Origin of the sequence: Arthrobacter sp. NPDC057259 (assembly GCF_042668995.1) — a bacterium.
Lineage (GTDB): Bacteria > Actinomycetota > Actinomycetes > Actinomycetales > Micrococcaceae > Arthrobacter.
In genome coordinates this window covers 599,744-618,421 of the sequence record NZ_JBHUYA010000001.1, presented here as the reverse complement: position 1 = coordinate 618,421, position 18,678 = coordinate 599,744, and the positions used below count along the sequence as shown (strand labels likewise).

The following is an 18,678-nucleotide window of genomic DNA, read 5'->3' as shown; positions in this document are numbered from 1 at the left end:
CTGGCCCCCGGCGCCCGGGAGTGGGAGTATTGCTGACAGCAAACCATCAGCGTGGATGGTGGATGTCAGCATCTTGCACAGTTTTTGGGGGCACCATGCAGTCTCTTGATAAGGGACCGGACTCAATAGCGTCCGGCAACGCCAAAGCCGAAGACGTACTCAGGGATCTCGTCACCCGGGGCGGGGAACTGATGCAATCCCGGGAACGAATGGCCGGACTGCTGGAAGCGGTGGTGGCCCTGGCCGAGGACCTGAGCCTCGACGCCGTACTGGAACGCCTCGTCCAATCCGCCTGCACCCTCCTGCACGCACGTTACGGCGCCCTGGGGGTGATGGGAGAGGACAACACCCTGAACCATTTCGTCACCGTCGGCATCGACGCCGCGGCTGCCGCCCGGATCGGCCGCCAGCCCACCGGCCACGGGGTCATGGGCCTGCTGGTCAGCGACCCCAAGCCTCTGCGGCTGCACAAGCTCGGCGCCCACCCGGAGGCCACCGGCTTCCCGCCGAACCACCCGCCGATGAACACGTTCCTGGGCGTCCCCATCCGCGTCCGGGACAAGGTCTTCGGCAACCTCTACCTGACCGAGAAGGCCGGGGGAGAGGACTTCAGCGATGAGGACGAGGCCCTGGCCGTGGCGCTGGCCGCGGCGGCCGCCGTCGCGATCGAGAACGCCACCCTGTACGACGACGCCCGGCGCCGCGCGCGCTGGCTGGAGGCGTCGATGGATGTCACGGGCACGATGCTCGCCGGCGACGGAGACCACCTCGAATCCGACCTCGATCCCATTGCCGAGCGGGCCCGGCTCGAATCGCGGTCCCGGCTCGCTCTGATTGTCGCCCCAGCCGACTCAGCCGCTGGCCACGTGGTGGTCGGCGCGGCGGGGGAGCAGGCTGCCGACTTCAGCGGCGCCCCGCTCCTACTGAACCATCCCGAACTGCAGGATGTCCTCGCCGGTGGCGAACCGGTCCTCTTTCCCTCGGCCTCCAGCGTGCTGGAACTATGCGATGACCACAGCACCGGACCGTTGCTGGCGGTCGGCCTCAGCGCCCGCGGCTCCCACCACGGACTTCTGTTGCTTGCCCGGGAGCCCGAGGCCGCCCCGTACGACCGGACCGATCGGGAGATGGGGGCCGTGTTTGGCTCGCACGTGGCGCTGGCCATGGAACTGGCGCGCGTTCACCGGCTCCGGGAGGAACTGCTCGTCTTCACAGACCGGGACCGGATCGCCCGTGACCTGCACGACCTGGTCATCCAGCGGCTCTTCGCCGCGGGCCTCAGCGTCCAGAGCCTGGCACGTTTCACCAAGGACGACCTCGCCACCGAACGGATCCGGAACATTACCGGCGAGCTCGACGAAGCTATCCGCAGTCTCCGGGATACCATCTACTCGCTCCGGCACAGCCAGACCGATTCCGACCCGCTCAGCGGACGGATCCGCCGCGTGGCCAGGAGTTCGGCGAAATCGCTGCCGTTCACGCCGCGGCTGACGCTGACCGGCCCGATCGACACCGTCCCGGCGGAGAAGGCCGACAATGTGGTGGCCGTGGTCTCCGAGGGGCTGAGCAACGCCATCCGGCACTCGGGCGCGGACGCGATTTCCGTTTCGGTGGCCGTGGTGAAGGGCCGGGTCACGGTGGTGGTGACGGACAACGGGTCGGGTTTCACCAACGCGGCGGCCCGCAACGGCCTGGCCAATCTGGAGGACAGGGCACGGATGCTCGACGGCGAGTGCGTGATCGTCTCAGCCCCGGACGAGGGAACCAGCGTGGAGTGGTCCGTCCCGCTCTAGCCCGGGCGCAGGCCGGCGTCGTTTTCAGGCCTGCGTGCCCGGGGACCTGTGGCGACCGGCTCAGGCGCCGTTGGCGTGCTGCGCGGCCGGGCTGGCGATGAACACCGCGGCCTGGGTCCGCCGCTCGAAGCCGAGCTTGGCCAGCAGCGAGGAGACGTAGTTCTTCACTGTCTTTTCGGCGAGGAACATCTCGGCGGCGATCTGCCGGTTGGTGAGTCCCTCGCCCACGAGCTCCAGCACGCGGCGTTCCTGCGGCGTCAGCGCGGCGGTCCGCGGATCGACTTCCTCCGGTTCCACCAGGCTCTCCATGACGCCCTCCGCCACGCCCTTTTCGTAGAGCGACTCGCCGGCCGCGGCGCGCCGCAGCGCCCCGATCAGGTCGGTCCCGCCGATCTCCTTGAGGATGTAGCCGGACGCGCCGGCGAGGACCGCGCCACGCAGTGCCTGGTCGTCGTCGAAGCTCGTGAGGATGATGCAGTTCAACGAGGGATCGATGGAGCGGACGTCGCGGCAGACCTCGATCCCGGTTCCATCCGGCAGCCGGGCGTCCAGGACACAGACGTCCGGGTGCAGGGCCGGGATGCGTCGGGTGGCCTCCACTGCGGAGCCGGAACTTCCGACGACTTGGAATCCCTCGCCCTCGAGGAGTTCCTGCAATCCGCGGCGGACCAGCTCGTGGTCGTCGAGGATGAAGACCTTGATCACCGCCGCGGTGCCCTCTGGTGCGGTGAGACCGGCATCTGCCCAGGCAATCATGTGTTTCCCATCCGGCCGCCGTCCGAGGCTGCCCGGGAGCCTGACGGACCCCGGCGCCCGGCCGGCGCCCTGTTCACGCGTCCTGCCGGCAGCGGACTGCGGCAGACTGACGATCCAACCTTCATGCAACTGTGGCTCCCCCCGAAGCCACGGCGGCGGCGGTGCGCCCGAAACCGTGTCCCCGGGCGGGCTGTGCCGACGGGATCTCCGCCGGTAAACCGCTGCCACGGCCATTCTCATCCCCCGTGCTCACCTGCGTAAAGGGCCGTTCGTCCCCCGGCGCGGCGGAGCCGGGAAAGGTGACCTTTGGCCCTAGCCGGGGAACGCCGTCGCCGTAGTGTTTGAAGCCATGCCCCACCGGTGCAACGGGTTCGGGCACGGCACAAGTCAACACAGGCGGGCAAGCGAAGGGGAACACAGATGAGCGAGGCACAGGGCATCCGCAGCATCCTGGTAGGCGTCGACGGTTCGGACGCCTCGGTGGAGGCCCTCCGGCAGGCACGGGTCCTGGCCGAGCCGTTCCATGCCCGCGTCACCGCCCTGGCCTGCTGGGACTTCCCGCCGGTCTACGACGGGTATGTGGCCATGGGCATCAACGACTTCGACGTCCGGGCCGGAGAGATCCTGCAGGACGCGCTGAACACCGCCTTCGGCGACACGCTCCCGAAGAACGTCGAATCCCGGTTGGTGCAGGGCAACCCGCGGCGGGTCCTCATCGACGAGTCCCGCAACGCGGACCTGATGGTGCTGGGCCGGCGCGGCCACGGCGGCTTCGGCGGACTGTTGCTCGGCTCGGTCAGTTCTGCCCTCGTGGCCCACGCACACTGCCCGGTCCTCGTGGTGCACACGCCGGAGAAGCGGCACTAGGAAGAGTTGCCGGCGCCCCCGAAGGCTCTACTCGAAAGAGGCTCGCCGCGGGTCTGCCAGCCGGGTCTTCCAGACATCGGGCTGGGTCACCTTGAACCGGCGGCCGGTCAGCGCCTTGGGCGGCACCCGCACGTAGAAGCTCTTCTCTCCCGGCTGCCAGGGTTCCAGCAGCAGGGCGTCCACCGCTTCCTTCTCGGCCTGGTCCTCGACCAGTTCCGCCTCGCCGCGGGCCATGACGCTCCAGGCTGTTTCCTCGTGCGCGTCGTAGCCGTCGATTTCGAACGCCACCGGCTTCGCGGTGATTGCGCCCCAGAGCTTCGTGCCGCCGGCGGTGCGGAAGACGATCGAGCGGCGGTGCAGGACAAAGTTCACCGGGAAGACCTCCGGATGGCCGTCCACGATCAGCGCGACCCGGCCCACCACCTCGCTGTCGAGGAGGGCCCAGCACTGGTCCATGGACAGGTTGAAATCCGGCGGAGGCGTCGTCGTAGTCACAGGTCCACGGTACGGAGGCTCCCCCGCACGGATCAGGGCCATTAGGCCCGTGGCGTCACCAGGGGCTGGGCTTGTAGTCCTTCAGGAACACCCCGTACTGGTCCTCCCCGGCCTCGCCCATGACGATCGGGTCGTAGACCCGCGCGGCACCGTCCACGAGGTCCAGCGGGGCGTGGAAGCCTTCCTCCATCAGCCGGACCTTGGTGTAGTGCGGGCGTTCGTCGGTGATCCAGCCGGTGTCGACCGCGGTCATGAGGATCCCGTCGGTTTCCAGCATCTCCTTGGCGCTGGTGCGGGTCATCATGTTCAGCGCGGCCTTGGCCATGTTGGTGTGCGGGTGGCCGGGACCCTTGTAGGCCCGGGAGAACTGGCCCTCCATGGCGCTGACGTTCACGATGTATTTGCGCCGGGCGTCCGAGCGACGCATCGCCGGCCGCAGCCGGCTGACCAGCAGGAAGGGTGCGGTGACGTTGCAGAGCTGGACCTCGAGCATCTCCAGCGGGTCCACCTCGTCCACCACCTGGGTCCAGCTGTTGATAGTGGCCAGGTCCGGGACCAGGCCACCGGCGTCGATCGCGGTGCCCGAGGCGATGCGCTCCAGCGATGCCGAGCCGGTCGAGAGCGCTAGCGAGGTGATGGCGTCCCCGGCCAGCACCGGGTGGTCCAGCACGGAGGAGGCCAGGGCCAGCGGGTGCTTGTCGTGGGCGTGGCCGAAGGTGACCAGCTCGGGGCCACCGTTCGCGGCCTGCAGCTCGGCCGGCAGCGGCTCATCCTCGGCGTCGACCAGGGGCTTGTAGGCGTTGCCGGAGCGGCGCACGGTCTGGGCGGCGTTGTTGATGATGATGTCCAGCGGGCCGGCGGCGTCCAGGGAATCGGTCAGGGCCATCACCTGGGAGGGGTCGCGCAGGTCGATACCCACAATCCGCAGCCGGTGCAGCCAGTCGGCGCTGTCCTCCATGGCGGCGAACCGGCGGGCGGCGTCCTTGGGGAACCGGGTGGTGATGGTGGTGTGGGCGCCGTCGCGGAGCAACCGCAGCGCGATGTACATGCCGATCTTGGCCCGGCCGCCGGTCAGCAGCGCCCGGCGCCCGGTCAGGTCCGTGCGGGCGTCCCGCTTGCTGTGGCTGAAGAGTGCGCACTCCGGGCAGAGCTGGTGGTAGAAGGCGTCCACCTGGGTGTAATGCTGCTTGCAGATGTAGCAGGGGCGGGACCGGATCAGGTGGCCGGCAACCTCCCCGGTGGCAGAGGTGGCCAGCTTGTTGCCGCGGGTCTCGTCGTCGATCCGGTCCGGGGCGGCGGTGGCGGTCTGCGCGATCACGGCCCGGTCCGCCTCGGCGATCAGGTCCCGCTTGGTGGTCCGCCGGTGCCGTTTGACCGCCTTGAACATCTTGCCGGTGGCGCGCCGGACGGCGACGTAGTCCGGGTGCTCGTCGTCGTAGGCGTGAATGGTGTTCAGCACCTTGAGGCAGGCGGCGATCTCTTCGGGGCTGAGGTCGGCCACCGGCACGGCCTCCGCGGGGGTGTCGCTGGCCGGTTCGGAGGGCAGGTCGGGGGAGCTCATTGTGCCAATTTTACCGGCAGCGCAGGGCTCCTCCCGACGCCCCCGTCGGTTACGGGGCCTGGGTGTGCGGGGCGGCGGGGGTCTCGACGCCGACGGCGGCGGCGTGCACCTCGCCCACCTTCTCCATAGACTCCCGGCCGGCCGGCCAGTTCTCGGTGGCCGTCCGGACAGCGTCCGGCACCTGGTACAGGTTCGCCGCGGAGAGGGCGCGCTCAGCCTCGCCCGGCTCCGGGACCTCCTGGCCCTTGGCGAGGACCGTGATGCCGGAGTCGGTGACCTTGAAGCCGCGGGCGCGGTCCAGTTCCGGATCCAGGCCGATCGCCGCGCCGGCGGGGATCCGGACGTTCTTATCCACGATCGCGCGCTTCACGACGGCGCCCGGGCCCACCTGCACCTTGTCCATCAGGACCGAGTCCAAGACCCGGCTGGCGGTGCTGACGTAGACGTCGTTGGAGAGCACGGAGCCTTCCACGATGCCGCCGGAGATGACGACGCCGCTGGCGACGATGGAGTCCAGGGCGGTGCCGACGGTCTTGCCCTCGCCGCGGACGAATTTCGCCGGCGGGGAGATGCTCTGCCGGGTGTAGATCGGCCACTCGGAGTTGTAGAGGTTGAATACCGGGACGGGGGAGATCAGGTCCATGTGTGCGTCGTAGAACGAGTCGATGGTGCCGACGTCGCGCCAGTAGGTGCGGTCCCGTTCGGTGGAACCGGGGATGTCGTTGGTGGTGAAGTCGTAGACGCCGGCCTCGCCCTTGTCCACGAAGTAGGGAATGATGTCCCCGCCCATGTCGTGCTTGGTGTCGAGCCGTTCGGCGTCGACGTGCAGGGCCTCCACGAGGGCGTCGGCGTCGAAGACGTAGTTGCCCATCGAGGCGAGGAACTGGCTGGGGTCGGCGGCGAGGCCCGGGGTGGAGGAGGGCTTCTCGACGAACGCGGCGATCTTCTGGTGGTCGTTCTGGTCCACCTCGATCACGCCGAACTGGTCCGCCATGTGCAGCGGCTGGCGGACCGCGGCCACGGTGGCCTTGGCGCCGCTGGCGACGTGCTGTGCCACCATCTGTGCGAAGTCCATGCGGTAGACGTGGTCGGCGCCGACCACGACGACGATGTCCGGGTTGGCGTCGTGGATCAGGTTCAGGGACTGGTAGATGGCGTTCGCGCTGCCCAGGAACCAGCTTTTGCCCACGCGCTGCTGGGCGGGGACGGAGGCGATGTAATTGCCGAGCTGGGTGGACATCCGCCACGTTTCGGAAATATGACGGTCCAGGCTGTGGGATTTGTATTGAGTGAGCACCACAATCTGCAAATAACGGGAATTCACGAGGTTCGAAAGAGCGAAATCAATGAGCCGGTAACTGCCGGCGAAGGGGACGGCCGGCTTGGCCCTGTCCGCCGTCAACGGCATCAGCCGATTCCCCTCGCCACCTGCGAGGACAATGGCCAAGACTTTTTTCTGCTGCGGCATGGTGATCGCTCCTGAACGCCTTCGTAACTCCCCAAAACAGTCCGGTGTGCCCGGACCTCTTCACACTAGAACAGATCAGCCCGAACGACTACCTTGGGGAATGTGCGAATAGACATAGTGACCAAGGAATTTCCGCCCGAAATCTACGGAGGCGCCGGCGTCCACGTGGCCGAACTGAGCCGCGTCCTGGCCAGCCACGTGGACCTGCAGGTGCGGGCCTTCGGCGCCCCCCGCGATCCCGACTACCACGGTGCCACCGTGACCTCCTACCCCGTCCCGGAGGACCTGGCCGGCGCCAACGCCGCCGTCCAGACCCTCGGCGTCGACCTCCGGATCGTTCCCGACGTCGCCGGGGCCGACCTTGTGCACTCGCACACCTGGTACGCGAACATGGCCGGCCACATCGCCGCCCTGCTGCACGGCATCCCGCACGTGCTCAGCGCCCACAGCCTGGAACCGCTGCGGCCGTGGAAGGCCGAGCAGCTCGGCGGCGGCTACGCCGTGTCCTCCTGGGTGGAGAAGACCGCCTACGAGTCCGCCGCCGCGATCATCGCCGTCTCCGAGGGCATGCGGCAGGACATCCTGCGCAGCTACCCGGACGTGGACCCCGCCAAGGTCCGGGTGGTGCACAACGGCATTGACGTCAGCCTGTGGAACCGGGACGAGAACGACGACGCTATCCGCGCCCTCGGCATCGACCCGGCCCGGCCCAGCGTGGTCTTCGTCGGCCGCAACACCAGGCAGAAGGGCGTCCCGTACCTGCTGCGGGCGGCCGCCGAACTCCCGGCCGACGTGCAGCTGGTGCTCTGCCTCGGCGCCGCGGACACCCCGGAACTGGCCGCCGAGACCGCGCGCCTGATCGAGGACCTGCAGGCCCGGCGCAGCGGCGTGGTCCTGATCGAGCGGATGCTGCCGCGGCACGAGCTCATCCAGGTGCTCAGCCACGCCACCGCGTTCGCCTGCCCTTCGATCTACGAGCCGCTCGGCATCGTCAACCTCGAGGCGATGGCCTGCGGCGCTGCGGTGGTGGCCAGCGCCACCGGCGGCATCCCCGAGGTGGTGCAGCACGGCGAGACCGGACTGCTCGTGGAACTCGAACAGGTCACCGACGGCACCGGCACCCCGCTGGATCCGGAGAAGTTCGTGCGTGAATTCGCCGCCGCCCTCACCGAGGTCGTCTCCGATCCGGAGCGTGCCCGCGCCATGGGCCAGGCCGGCCGGCGCCGGGCCGAGGAGCACTTCTCCTGGGAGTCGATCACGGAGACCACCCTCGAGGTCTACCGCTCGGTCCTGCCGCAGTAACCTTGCCCGCAAGGCGGGCCGGCCGGCAGTAGCCCGGCCGGTCAGCACGGCGGATTAACGACGGCGGCGCCGTCCCCATCCCTGGGGGCGGCGCCGCCGTCGTCGTATCGGACGCGGGGTGCAGACCTAGCGCTTGGCCTTGCCCTTACCCGCGGCCGTGGCGGCCTTCTGCTCCCGCGCCTCGCGGGCCAGGAGCGTCTTCTCATCCACCGGGGCCTGGCCACTGGCGCGCTGCTGCCGGAAGTACTCGCGCGCCTCATCCTGCCGGGTCTTCTCGGCGCCGGTAGCGATCGCCGCCCGGAGGTGCTCGGGGCCGAAGCCGAAGGCGTCCACCAGGTCCAGGGCGTGCGGGCGGATCTTCACCAGCAGGCGGTTGATGTACTCGCCCACGGTGCGGGCGCGCTGCATGGAGAGGCGGCCGTTCATCAGGTACCAGGAGAGGTGCTTCTCGATCAGGGAGAGACCGAACAGGTCACGCAGCCAGGTCAGCACGGTCTTGGTGCCGGGGTCGGTGACCCGGTGCAGGGCCTCCGTGAAGGCCTCCCACTGCAGCAGCTCGGCGTGCGCCAGGGCCGCCTCGATGAGTTCGTCCTGGTGGCTGTTGAAGAGGGCAGCGGCCTTCTCCTGCGGGAGCTTGTTCGCCCCGCGCAGCGCGGACCCGACCTCGGCCACCATGGCCTGGACGCGCTCGGTGAGCAGCGCGCGCTGGTTGGCCTCGTCCTTGATGGCGGTGGCGGCCTTCTGGACCGAGCCGGTGTCCACCACGAACTGTGCCACGCCGCGCAGGCCGGTGCGGTGGATCGCCGCGCCGCCGGCCTGGCCGACGACATACCGGGCCAGCACGCCGAAGTCGGCGCCGCGGAACTCCTTGGCGTAGTCGGCCAGCAGGCGCTTGGCCACGAGCTGCAGCAGGACGGTGTTGTCGCCCTCGAAGGTAGCGTAGACGTCGAGGTCCGCGTGCAGCGAGGCGAAGCGGTTCTCGATCAGGAAACCGGCACCGCCGCAGGCCTCGCGGCATTCCTGGATGGTGTCCAGCGCGTGCCAGGTGCTCAGCGGCTTCAGCGCCGCGGCCAGGGTTTCCAGGTCCTGGCGGTCCTCGTCGGTGTCGGCGCGTCCGGAGAAGACGTCGTCGAACTTCTCCAGGAGCTGCTCGCTGGCGAAGCCGGCCGCGTAGGTGGTGGCCAGGCGGGTGAACAGGCGGCGCTGGTGCCGCTGGTAGTCCAGCAGCACCTCTTCGTCGGTGTGCGAGGAGGCGTTGAACTGGCGGCGTTCGGTGGCGTACTGGATGGCGGTCTTGAGTGCCAGTTTGGAGGCGGTCACGGCGGCGCCGTCGAGGGACACACGGCCCTGAACCAGGGTGCCCAGCATGGTGAAGAAGCGCCGGCCCGGGCTGCCGATTGGCGAAGTGTAGGTACCGTCGGCGTCGACGTTGCCGTAGCGGTTGAGCAGGTTTGTGCGGGGGATCCGGACCTGGGTGAAGTGCAGCCGGCCGTTGTCGATGCCGTTGAGGCCGCCCTTGACGCCGTCGTCCTCGCCGCCGATGCCGGGCAGAAACTCCTTGGTCTCCGGGTCGCGCAGCTCCACGTAGAAGGCGTGCACGCCGTGGTTGACGCCCCGGGTCACCAGCTGGGCGAAGACGACGGCGGCCAGGCCGTCGTTGGCGGCGTTGCCGATGTAGTCCTTCCAGGCGGCGCGGAACGGCGTGTGCAGCACGAATTCCCCGGCGTCCGGGTCATACGTGGCGGTGGTGGCGATGCTGGCGACGTCGGAGCCGTGGCCGGTCTCGGTCATGGCGAAGCAGCCGGGGATGTCCAGGCTCATGATGCCGGGGAGCCACTTCTTGTGGTGTTCCTCGGTGCCGAGGTGGTTGACGGCGGAGCCGAACAGGCCCCACTGGACGCCGGCCTTGATCTGCAGCGACGGGTCGGCGACCACGAGTTCCTGGAAGCCGGCGATGTTGGCGCCGTGTTCGTCCGCGCCGCCGAGTTCCTTGGGAAAGGCCCGGTGCACGGCGCCGTTGTCCACCAGGATGCCGAGCTGACCGAAGACGCGCTTGCGGTGTTCGGTGTGGGTCAGGCCCTCGATCTTGTGCAGTTCATCGCGGCCGGCCAGTTCGCGGGCCTGGCGGCGGACGTCCGCCCATTTGCCCAGCAGCTGCTCGCCGAGCGCGGCGACGTCGACGGCGGGTGCCGCGTCCCGGGTGGCGCCCGGTGCGGAGCTGCCGGTGCCCTGCGAGCGGGCGGTGGCCTGAGCGGCCGGGCGGGAGGAGCTGGTGGTGTCCGAGGTGCGGTCGGCTAGTTCAGTCATGTCGATTCCTTCGTTGGCACTGACATCGTTCAGGTGTTGCGGTTTCCGGCGCGGGACCGGGGTGGATCGTGGTGCTGGTGGGCGGGTGCAGGGGCAAGGGTTCAGGGGGAGGGCAGGTCGGAGAGTTCGGGGGCTATGCCGAAGCAGAGCCAGTCGGTGATCTGCCGCGCCATCGCCTCCTGCCCGGGTTTGGCGGGGGAGTCGGGGCTGGCCAGCCACTGCTCGCCGGCGTTGCGGACCAGGCCGATCGCGGCGTTGGGCCAGTAACCGATCACGGCTTCCTTGCCCGGGGCCGCGCTCAGCTGCTGGCGCATGGGGACGGCGATCATCTCGCTGATGGCGTCGAAGAAGTGGCCAAGGGCGCCGGCGGCGGCGGGCCCGTTCTGGCTTTCGGGCTCGCCGGGCGCGGACCGGGTCACGAACGTGTAGACGTTGGGGCTGGTCTCGGCCATCTGCAGGTAGGCCGACACCATCGCGAAGAGGCCCTCCCGCGGGGTCTGGGCGGCCTGTGCGGCCTCGCCGATCCGGCGTTGCATCTGGTTCAGGACAACCTCGCCGACGGCCTGCTGAAGGCCGGCCTTGTCCCCGAAGTAGCGGTAGAAGACCGACTTGGAGGTCCCGGCGGCGGCGGCGATGTCCTCCATCGAGGCCTCGCTGCCCAGGGCATGCACCGCGCGGCGGGCCGACTTGATGAGTTCGCGGCGGCGTTCCTCGCGGTGTGACTGCCACCGGGAGGCGCGCCCGTCGACGGCGGCGCCGGGCGTGCCGGAGGACGAGCCGTGCGCGGCGGGGTCAGCTTCCAGGATGTTCACGATACCCAGCGTATCAGGTACGCTGGGTATCAGTAACCGTTCAGATCCCTAGGAGACAGCCCATGCCTGAAAACGGAACGCCCGCACCCGGCCCGCAGGACTCTGTAGCTCGTCCGGCGGCACCGGAGCAGCAGCTGCGCAAGGCCGTCGTCGTCGGCGGCAACCGCATCCCGTTCGCCCGAACCGGCGGAGCCTACGCCAAGTCCTCCAACCAGGACATGCTGACCGCCGCACTGGACGGGCTGATCGCCCGCTTCGGCCTGCAGGATGAACGGATCGGGGAGGTGGCCGCCGGCGCGGTGCTGAAGCACTCGCGCGACTTCAACCTCACCCGCGAGGCCGTCCTGGGTTCGGCCCTCTCCGCCGAGACCCCCGCTTACGACCTGCAGCAGGCCTGCGCCACCGGTCTGGAGACCGTGCTGGGCCTGGCCAACAAGATCAAGCTCGGCCAGATTGACTCCGCCATCGCCGGCGGCGTTGACTCCGCTTCGGACGCCCCGATCGCCGTCAGCGAGGGCCTGCGCGAAATCCTTCTGGACCTCAACCGCGCCAAGACCCTGCCGCAGCGGCTCCAGATCCTCAGCCGCATCCGCCCCAAGGACCTGGCCCCCGACGCGCCCAACACCGGCGAGCCGCGCACCGGCCTGTCCATGGGTGAGCACCAGGCCCTCACCACCGCGCAGTGGAAGATCACCCGCGAGGCACAGGACGAGCTGGCGTACAACAGCCACCGCAACCTGGCCGCCGCCTACGACGACGGGTTCTTCGACGAACTCATCACCCCGTACCGCGGCCTGAGCAAGGACTCCAACCTGCGCCCGGACACCACCCTGGAAAAGCTCGCCACGCTCAAGCCGGTCTTTGGGAAGAACCTCGGCGCCGAGGCCACCATGACCGCCGGCAACTCCACCCCGCTGACCGACGGTGCCGCCACGGTGCTGCTGGCTTCCGAGGAATGGGCCGACGCCCACGACCTGCCCAAGCTCGCCACCGTCCTGGACGGCGAGGCGGCCGCGGTCGACTTCGTCCACGGCAAGGACGGCCTGCTGATGGCCCCCGTCTTCGCCGTGCCGCGCCTGCTGGCCCGCCACGGACTGACCTTTGACGACATCGACTTCTTCGAAATCCACGAGGCCTTCGCCGGCACCGTGCTCAGCACCCTCGCGGCCTGGGAGGACGAGGAGTTCTGCCGGACCCGGCTGGGGCTCGACGGCGCGCTGGGTGCCGTGGACCGGGCCAAGCTCAACGTCAACGGTTCCTCCCTGGCCGCCGGCCATCCGTTCGCCGCCACCGGCGGACGGATCGTCGCCTCGCTGGCAACCATGCTGCACCGCAAGGGCACCGTGGACGGCCGCCCCGCCCGCGGCCTGATCTCCGTCTGCGCCGCCGGCGGCCAGGGCGTCGTCGCCATTCTGGAAGCACACTAGGGGGAACCGGATGACTGACAAATACACCCAGTTCGTGAGCCGCGGCCTCGGCCGGGACATCGCGAAGAAGCTCGGCCTGCCGCAGCCGGTGGAACTCCGCCGCTACCGGCCCGGCCAGCCGCTGATCGAAGGACCCATCCTGGTCCAGGGCGCCGGTGCCGGCGCGGACGAGCTCGCCGCGGCGCTGCTGGCGTGGGATCTCGACGTCCGCCGCCACGCCGTGCCCCGGGAGAAGCTCGGCGCCATCATCCTCGTCCTCGACGTAGCCGCCCGGCCCGAGGACCTGGAACGGCCCGTCCTGACCGCCGCCGCCTCGCTGCGCGACCTCGCCTCCGGCGGCCGCGTCGTCACGATCTCCCGTTCCGCCGCCGAGGCGACGGATCCGGCCGCCGCGGCGGCCCGGCAGGGAGTCGACGGCCTGCTCCGGTCCCTCGCCAAGGAACTGCGCGCCGGGGCCACCGGCAACGGCATCGTCCTGGCCGACGGCGCCCGGACCACCAGTCCCGGAACGCTCGGCGCCCTCCGGTTCTTCCTCTCCGGCCGTTCCGCCTTCGTCGACGGCCAGTTCCTCACCGTCACCTCCGACGCCGGCGAACTGCCCGCGGACCCGGAGAAGCCGCTGACCGGCAAGGTCGCGGCGGTTACCGGCGCCGCGAGGGGGATCGGCGCCGCGATCGCCCGCACCCTGCACCGCGACGGGGCCACCGTGATCGTCATCGACATTCCCGCCGCCGGGGACCACCTCGCGGCCGTCGCCAACGAGGTTCACGGAACCGCACTGCAGCTGGACATCACCCGCGAAGATGCCGGCCAGCGGATCATCGACCACGCCGTGCAGCGCCACGGCCGCCTCGACATCGTGGTCCACAACGCCGGCATCACCCGCGACAAGCTGCTGGCCAACATGGACCAGTCCCGCTGGAGCTCGGTGATCGGGGTCAACATCGCCGCGCAGCTGCGCATCAACGAGGCCCTGCTCGCCTCCGAGCACTTCCGGACGTCGCCGCGGATCGTTTCCGTGGCTTCCACCAGCGGCATCGCCGGAAACCGCGGCCAGACCAACTACGCCGCCTCGAAGGGCGGCGTGATGGGCATGGTCCGGGCCACCGCACCGCTGCTCGCGGAGCACGGCGGGTCGATCAACGCCGTCGCCCCCGGCTTCATCGAAACCGAGATGACGGCCAAGATCCCCTTCGCCACCCGCGAGGTGGCGCGCCGCCTGAACTCCCTGCAGCAGGGCGGCCGGCCCGGCGACGTGGCCGAGGCCATCGCTTTCCTGGCCAGCGACGCCGCCGGCGGGATCTCCGGAGAGGTGTTGCGGGTCTGCGGCCAGAACCTGGTGGGAGCATGAGTCCGGCGCCTGTGCTGCTGGCGGAGATGCCGTCGCTGTCCAAGGTGTACCTCAACGCTGCCGCGTCTGCGGCGCGCCGACGGCTGCTCGGGGCCCACGGCGGCACCGCGCTGCCGGCCGAGAGCCACGAGGTCCGCGGAGTCCGAGCCGGCGTCGACAACCTGACCGCCTACCAGCACCTGATCGGTGAGACGGCCAGCGACATCCTGCCGGCCGGTTTCATCCACGCCCTGGCGTTCCCGCTGGCGATGTCCGTGATGAACCGGGACGATTTCCCGCTGCCGCTTTTGGGCATGATCCACCTCGAGAACACGGTGGAGCAGTCTGCGCCGGTGCTGTTCACCGAGCCGCTGGACATCCGGGCCTGGGCGGAGAACCTGCGCGGCCACCGCGCCGGCACCCAGCTGGACCTGGTGGCCGAGGTCCGCGGGGCGGCCGAGGACGGCAACGCCGCTGACACCGTCCGGTGGCGGGGAGTGTCTACCTACCTCGCCAAGGGTGTTTTCCTGCCCGGCATCGACAAGCCCTCCACGGCCCAGGCGCCGGCCGCGTTCACCGCGCCGGACCCGACGGCGCTGTGGCAGCTGGGCGTGGACACCGGGAGGGCCTACGCCGCGGTTTCGGGTGACTTCAACCCGATCCACCTGAGCGTGCTCAGCGCCAAGGCCCTGGGCATGCGCCGTTCGATTGCGCATGGGATGTACCTGGCGTCCCGCGCGCTGGCCGACGTCGGTGCCGCCAAGGGCGATGCGTTCCGCTGGGACGTCCGCTTCGAGGCCCCGGTGTTCCTGCCGGCCCGCGTGGCGCTGGACATCAGCACTACGCAGGCCGAGGAGGGCACCTGGCTCGGCTCGGAGTACGTGGCGTGGAGCCCGCGCTCGGGCCGGAAGCACTTCAGCGGTTCCGTCACGCCCCTGTCGTGAGGGTCCTGGAGGGCTGGGCCTGAGGGTTCATCAGACGACGACGGCGGCCGTCCCCGAGGTGGGGGCGGCCGTCGTCGTTCGTTAAGGACTCCCGGGCTCTTAGTCCCGGGCGGAGGACTTCACTACCCGCAGCATGCGGTGCAGGCTGAGCAGGACGGACTCGACGGCGTTCGGGGCCCCGGGGGTGTGGTCGCCGTCGGAGACCTGTTGCGTCAGCGTGTCGACGGCGGCGTCGGCCTCGGCGATGCGCTCGGCCTGCCGTTCGGAGTCCTCTTCTTCCGTGGACCGGAGGACGTCGCCCACGCGGGCCATGGCGGCGGCGAGCGGTGCTTCCTGGCCGGACGGGATCACGAACGGGTGGTCGCTGGCCCAGATGACGTCGGAGAGGACCTGGGTGACGTCCTGGATGTGGAAGGTCAGCCGTTCGAGGTCACGCAGGTCGCGGTAGTCCGCGTCCACGTCGCGGGGGTGCAGCCGGCGCCGCGGATTGGCGCGCCGGCTCGCGTCCGCCTTCTGCACCGCGGCGCGGACGGAGCGGGTGTGGGCGGCGAGCGCATCGGAGCGGCGGGCCCAGTCCTCGTGTTCGGGCGGCCAGTTCTCCTCCAGCGCCGTCGCCATGTCCCACAGCTGCCGGGCCAGGGCCAGCCGCAGTTCGGCGAGGCTCAGGGCGGCGGCCTTGAAGTGCAGGGGCGGGAAGACCAGCAGGTTCACCACGATCCCCACGGTCACGCCGACGCCCATTTGGACCAGGTAGCCGAAGGAGAAGCTGTCCGGGTTGTGGCCGCCCACCAGCAGCACGAGCAGCGCCGCCGTCGGAATCCAGTCGCTGCCCGAACCGATCTTCGGCAGGCCGGCCAGGACCACGCCAAGGCCCATCACCAGGGCAACGGTGAACGGGGACGGCTGGCCGAGGCTGAAAAGCATGAAGGCCAGGCCAATGCCGATCGCCAGGCCCACGAGGGTCTGCACCCCCTGGCGCATCGAACCCGACACGTTCTCATACATGGCCACGAGGGCGCCCAGCGGGGCGTAGTACGGGTAGTCCGCGGCGGAGCCGGGCATGAACGGTGCGATGGCGAAGGCGATACCCGCGGCCAACGCCGCCTTGATGGCCAGCTGCAGCCGCGGCCACAGCAGGGCCGCGGACACGCTGGCCCGCACCGCGCGAAGCGCCTTGTCGAACCGGGAGGGGTGGCTCGCGCCGTCGGTATTCTCGTCACTAGCCATCCGGCCCACCCTAGGGTCCGGGGCGGCCTGCGACAACTGGACTAATCGTCGTCGCGGCCGGTACGGCCGGCGCCGGGGCGGGCTCCACCCTGGGATTCCAGGTCGGCGGCCTTACACGTCGGCGGAGGCGCAGGCCTTCCGGATCGCCGCGGACAACCGCTGTGCCTTGCCGTTGGTTCGGCCCTCCTCGGCGCGGTGCGGGACATAGCCGAAGCCGATCCCGTATGCCGGGTCCGCGTAGCCGAGGGCTGCGTTGGCGCCCTCGTGCCCGAACGCGAGGGCGCTGCCGAAGTCGCGGTCCGGCTGCGGTTTCATGAAGACGACGGCGAACGCGTTGCTTTGCGCCGAGCAGCGGTCCAGTCCCCACACCTGTTCCTCTGCCATGATGCCGACCGTGGCGGGGGTGAGGAAGGCCGGGCCGCCGTTGACGCCGGTGAGCGCCGCGGCGTAGAGGCGGGCCAGCCCGTCCGCGGAGCCCACGCCACCGGCGCTGCTCATGCCGCCGGCGCGGATGGTGCGGTGGTTGGGAAGCTCCATGATGGTGCTCACCGGCGCGTTGCTGGTGATCCCCTCCAGGCTGAACGGGTCCGCCGGCGTCTCTTCGTCATAGGGGACGTCCACGTAGCGGGGTTCCTGGTCCTCGGGAAGGCCCAGGAAGAAGTCCACGCCGTGGGGCCGCCGGACCCGTTCGTCGAAGAGTTCCTGCAGGCTGGTCCCCGTCACGCGGCGGCAGAGTTCCTCCATCAGGATCCCGATGGTGAGGGCGTGGTAGCCGAAGGCCGTCCCGGGACGCCAGAGCGGCGCCTCGGCGGCGAGCCGGCGCCCGCCTTCCGCCGTCGGGAAATCGGCCAGCGTCAGGCCGCCGCGGATTCCCGGGACCCCGGCCTGGTGCGAGAGGGCCTGGCGGACGGTGAGCGTGTCTTTGCCGTGCGCCCCGAAGTCCGGCCAGTAGCTGACCATCGGTGCGTCCAGGTCCAGGACGCCGTCCTGGACCAGCAGGGCGATGACCAGGGCGCCCGCGCCCTTGGAGCACGAGTAGGTGCCGGTGATGCTGTCCGCGGCCAGTCCCGGCCCGCCGCTTAGCCCGAGGACCCTGGTGCCGTGCCGGTAGACGGCCAGCTGGGCGCTGTAGGCGGGGTCTTCGGCCAGGAACGTGTCGAAGAGCTCCCGGACGGCCGCGAACTCCGGCGCGGCGTTGCCAGTGGAAGCGGAAAAGCCGGATGTCGAGGCGTTAGCTGACGGGGTACCGGATGGGGCCGCGGTGGGTGAAGGGAAGCCGGGGTGTTGTTCCGCCACGGTCAGGCCGCGCCGTGGCCCGGGGTGACCTCTTCGCCGGCCTTGACGGGTCCCGGTGGCGTGCCGTTGCCGAAGGGACGGCCGCCCAGGGCCTCCCGGCCGTGCGGGGTCAGCCAGACGGAGGTGTCCGGTCCCTTCGGCACGATTCCGGTGGGGTTGATGTCCTCGTGGACGATGTAGTAGTGCTGCTTGATCTGGACGAAGTCCGTGGTGTCGCCGAACCCGGGGGTCTGGAAGAGGTCGCGGGCGTAGCCCCACAGGGCCGGCATCTCGCTCAGCTTCTGCCGGTTGCACTTGAAGTGGCCGTGGTAGACGGCGTCGAAGCGGGCCAGCGTGGTGAAGAGTCGGACATCCGCCTCGGTGATGGTGTCTCCCACCAGGTAGCGCTGGCCCGTAAGGCGCTCCTCGAGCCAGTCCAGGGCGGTCCAGAGCCGGTCGTAGGCGGCGTCGTAGGCCTCCTGGGAGCCGGCGAACCCGCAGCGGTAGACGCCGTTGTTGACCTCGGTGAAGACGCGCTTGTTTACTGCGTCGATCTCCTCCCGGAGGGCTTCCGGGTAGAGGTCCGGAGCGCCGTCGCGGTGGAACTCGGTCCACTCGGTGGAGAAGTCCAGGGTGATCTGCGGGAAGTTGTTCGTGACCACCCCGCCGCTCGGAATGTCCACGATCGCGGGGACGGTGATGCCGCGCGGGTAGTCCGGGAAGCGGCGGAAGTAGGCGTCCTGGATCCGTTCGATGCCGAGCACCGGGTCCTTGCCGTCCGGGTCCAGGTCGAAGGTCCAGGAGCGGGAGTCGTGGGTGGGTCCGGGCTGGCCCAGGGAGATGACGTCCTCGAGCCCCAGGAGGCGGCGGACGATGACCGTGCGGTTCGCCCAAGGGCACGCCCGGGCGGCGATCAGCCGGTAGCGGCCCGCCTCCACCGGCCAGCCCGGTTCGCCGTTGGCGCCGGGGGCACCGTCACGGGTAATCCGGTCCTCGATGTAGTTGGTGTCCCGGGTGAACTCTGCCCCTCCGGTGACATAGGCGCCCTTCGTGCTGAAGGCCTGGTCCGTCGTCGTGTCTTCGCTCATGCCCCCAGCCTAAGCCCGGGAGCACC

Annotated in this window: 15 protein-coding genes; 6 read left to right on the top strand and 9 right to left on the bottom strand. The window is 69.9% G+C overall.

Annotation, left to right across the window (positions count from 1 at the left end; all coding sequences use genetic code 11):
• Positions 1-95: 95 nt before the first annotated feature.
• The gene (locus tag ACFUCU_RS02960; protein WP_377970559.1) at positions 96-1,793 is read left to right on the top strand and encodes a GAF domain-containing protein; all 1,698 of its coding nucleotides are present in this window, start codon (positions 96-98) and stop codon (positions 1,791-1,793) included.
• 60 nt (positions 1,794-1,853) lie between these two features.
• Here the strand turns inward: ACFUCU_RS02960 and ACFUCU_RS02955 are convergent, their stop codons facing one another.
• A complete protein-coding gene (locus ACFUCU_RS02955) occupies positions 1,854-2,549 on the bottom strand; it encodes a response regulator transcription factor (RefSeq protein ID WP_290258882.1) in 696 nt (231 codons plus the stop codon).
• A gap of 420 nt (positions 2,550-2,969) precedes the next feature.
• On the opposite strand from ACFUCU_RS02955, the gene ACFUCU_RS02950 reads away from it, so the two are divergent.
• A complete protein-coding gene (locus tag ACFUCU_RS02950) occupies positions 2,970-3,416 on the top strand; it encodes a universal stress protein (protein WP_377970557.1) in 447 nt (148 codons plus the stop codon).
• Positions 3,417-3,443: 27 nt separating this feature from the next.
• Here the strand turns inward: ACFUCU_RS02950 and ACFUCU_RS02945 are convergent, their stop codons facing one another.
• From ACFUCU_RS02945 to glgC, 3 genes are all read right to left on the bottom strand, one after another.
• Entirely contained in the window at positions 3,444-3,872 is a 429-nt protein-coding gene (locus ACFUCU_RS02945) for a pyridoxamine 5'-phosphate oxidase family protein (protein WP_290258910.1), read from the bottom strand.
• Between the two features lie 94 nt (positions 3,873-3,966).
• The gene (locus ACFUCU_RS02940) at positions 3,967-5,472 is read right to left on the bottom strand and encodes an SDR family NAD(P)-dependent oxidoreductase (protein ID WP_290258880.1); all 1,506 of its coding nucleotides are present in this window, start codon (positions 5,470-5,472) and stop codon (positions 3,967-3,969) included.
• 49 nt (positions 5,473-5,521) lie between these two features.
• Complete coding sequence (gene glgC / locus ACFUCU_RS02935; protein ID WP_377970556.1) at positions 5,522-6,940, bottom strand: glucose-1-phosphate adenylyltransferase; 1,419 nt, start codon at positions 6,938-6,940, stop codon at positions 5,522-5,524.
• Between the two features lie 102 nt (positions 6,941-7,042).
• On the opposite strand from glgC, the gene glgA reads away from it, so the two are divergent.
• Positions 7,043-8,242 carry a glycogen synthase gene (gene glgA / locus ACFUCU_RS02930; RefSeq protein WP_377970554.1) on the top strand — a complete coding sequence of 400 codons (1,200 nt, stop codon included), beginning with the start codon at positions 7,043-7,045 and terminating at the stop codon, positions 8,240-8,242.
• A gap of 126 nt (positions 8,243-8,368) precedes the next feature.
• On the opposite strand, the gene ACFUCU_RS02925 is transcribed toward glgA, so the two are convergent.
• Complete coding sequence (locus ACFUCU_RS02925) at positions 8,369-10,549, bottom strand: acyl-CoA dehydrogenase (protein WP_377970552.1); 2,181 nt, start codon at positions 10,547-10,549, stop codon at positions 8,369-8,371.
• 101 nt (positions 10,550-10,650) lie between these two features.
• Positions 10,651-11,355, bottom strand: coding sequence for a TetR/AcrR family transcriptional regulator (locus ACFUCU_RS02920; RefSeq protein ID WP_377970799.1), 705 nt, complete (start codon positions 11,353-11,355; stop codon positions 10,651-10,653).
• A 68-nt stretch (positions 11,356-11,423) separates the two neighbouring features.
• Between ACFUCU_RS02920 and ACFUCU_RS02915 the strand changes: the two genes are divergently transcribed.
• From ACFUCU_RS02915 to ACFUCU_RS02905, 3 genes are read left to right on the top strand one after another with little or no spacing between them, the layout of a single operon-like run.
• Positions 11,424-12,788: an acetyl-CoA C-acetyltransferase gene (locus ACFUCU_RS02915; protein ID WP_377970550.1), complete on the top strand. Its 1,365-nt coding sequence runs from the start codon at positions 11,424-11,426 to the stop codon at positions 12,786-12,788.
• Positions 12,789-12,798: 10 nt separating this feature from the next.
• Positions 12,799-14,139: a 3-oxoacyl-ACP reductase gene (locus ACFUCU_RS02910; protein WP_377970549.1), complete on the top strand. Its 1,341-nt coding sequence runs from the start codon at positions 12,799-12,801 to the stop codon at positions 14,137-14,139.
• Complete coding sequence (locus ACFUCU_RS02905) at positions 14,136-15,062, top strand: MaoC family dehydratase (protein WP_377970547.1); 927 nt, start codon at positions 14,136-14,138, stop codon at positions 15,060-15,062. Before ACFUCU_RS02910 ends, ACFUCU_RS02905 begins: the two co-directional genes overlap by 4 nt.
• Positions 15,063-15,161: 99 nt before the next feature.
• Here ACFUCU_RS02905 and ACFUCU_RS02900 read toward each other — a convergent pair whose 3' ends face one another.
• The 3 genes from ACFUCU_RS02900 to ACFUCU_RS02890 all read right to left on the bottom strand — a co-directional run bounded on the left by ACFUCU_RS02900 (position 15,162) and on the right by ACFUCU_RS02890 (position 18,652).
• Positions 15,162-16,289 carry an aromatic acid exporter family protein gene (locus tag ACFUCU_RS02900; protein ID WP_377970545.1) on the bottom strand — a complete coding sequence of 376 codons (1,128 nt, stop codon included), beginning with the start codon at positions 16,287-16,289 and terminating at the stop codon, positions 15,162-15,164.
• A gap of 111 nt (positions 16,290-16,400) precedes the next feature.
• Positions 16,401-17,585, bottom strand: coding sequence for a serine hydrolase domain-containing protein (locus ACFUCU_RS02895; RefSeq protein ID WP_377970543.1), 1,185 nt, complete (start codon positions 17,583-17,585; stop codon positions 16,401-16,403).
• 2 nt (positions 17,586-17,587) lie between these two features.
• A complete protein-coding gene (locus ACFUCU_RS02890; protein WP_377970542.1) occupies positions 17,588-18,652 on the bottom strand; it encodes a glutathione S-transferase family protein in 1,065 nt (354 codons plus the stop codon).
• Positions 18,653-18,678 lie beyond the last annotated feature (26 nt).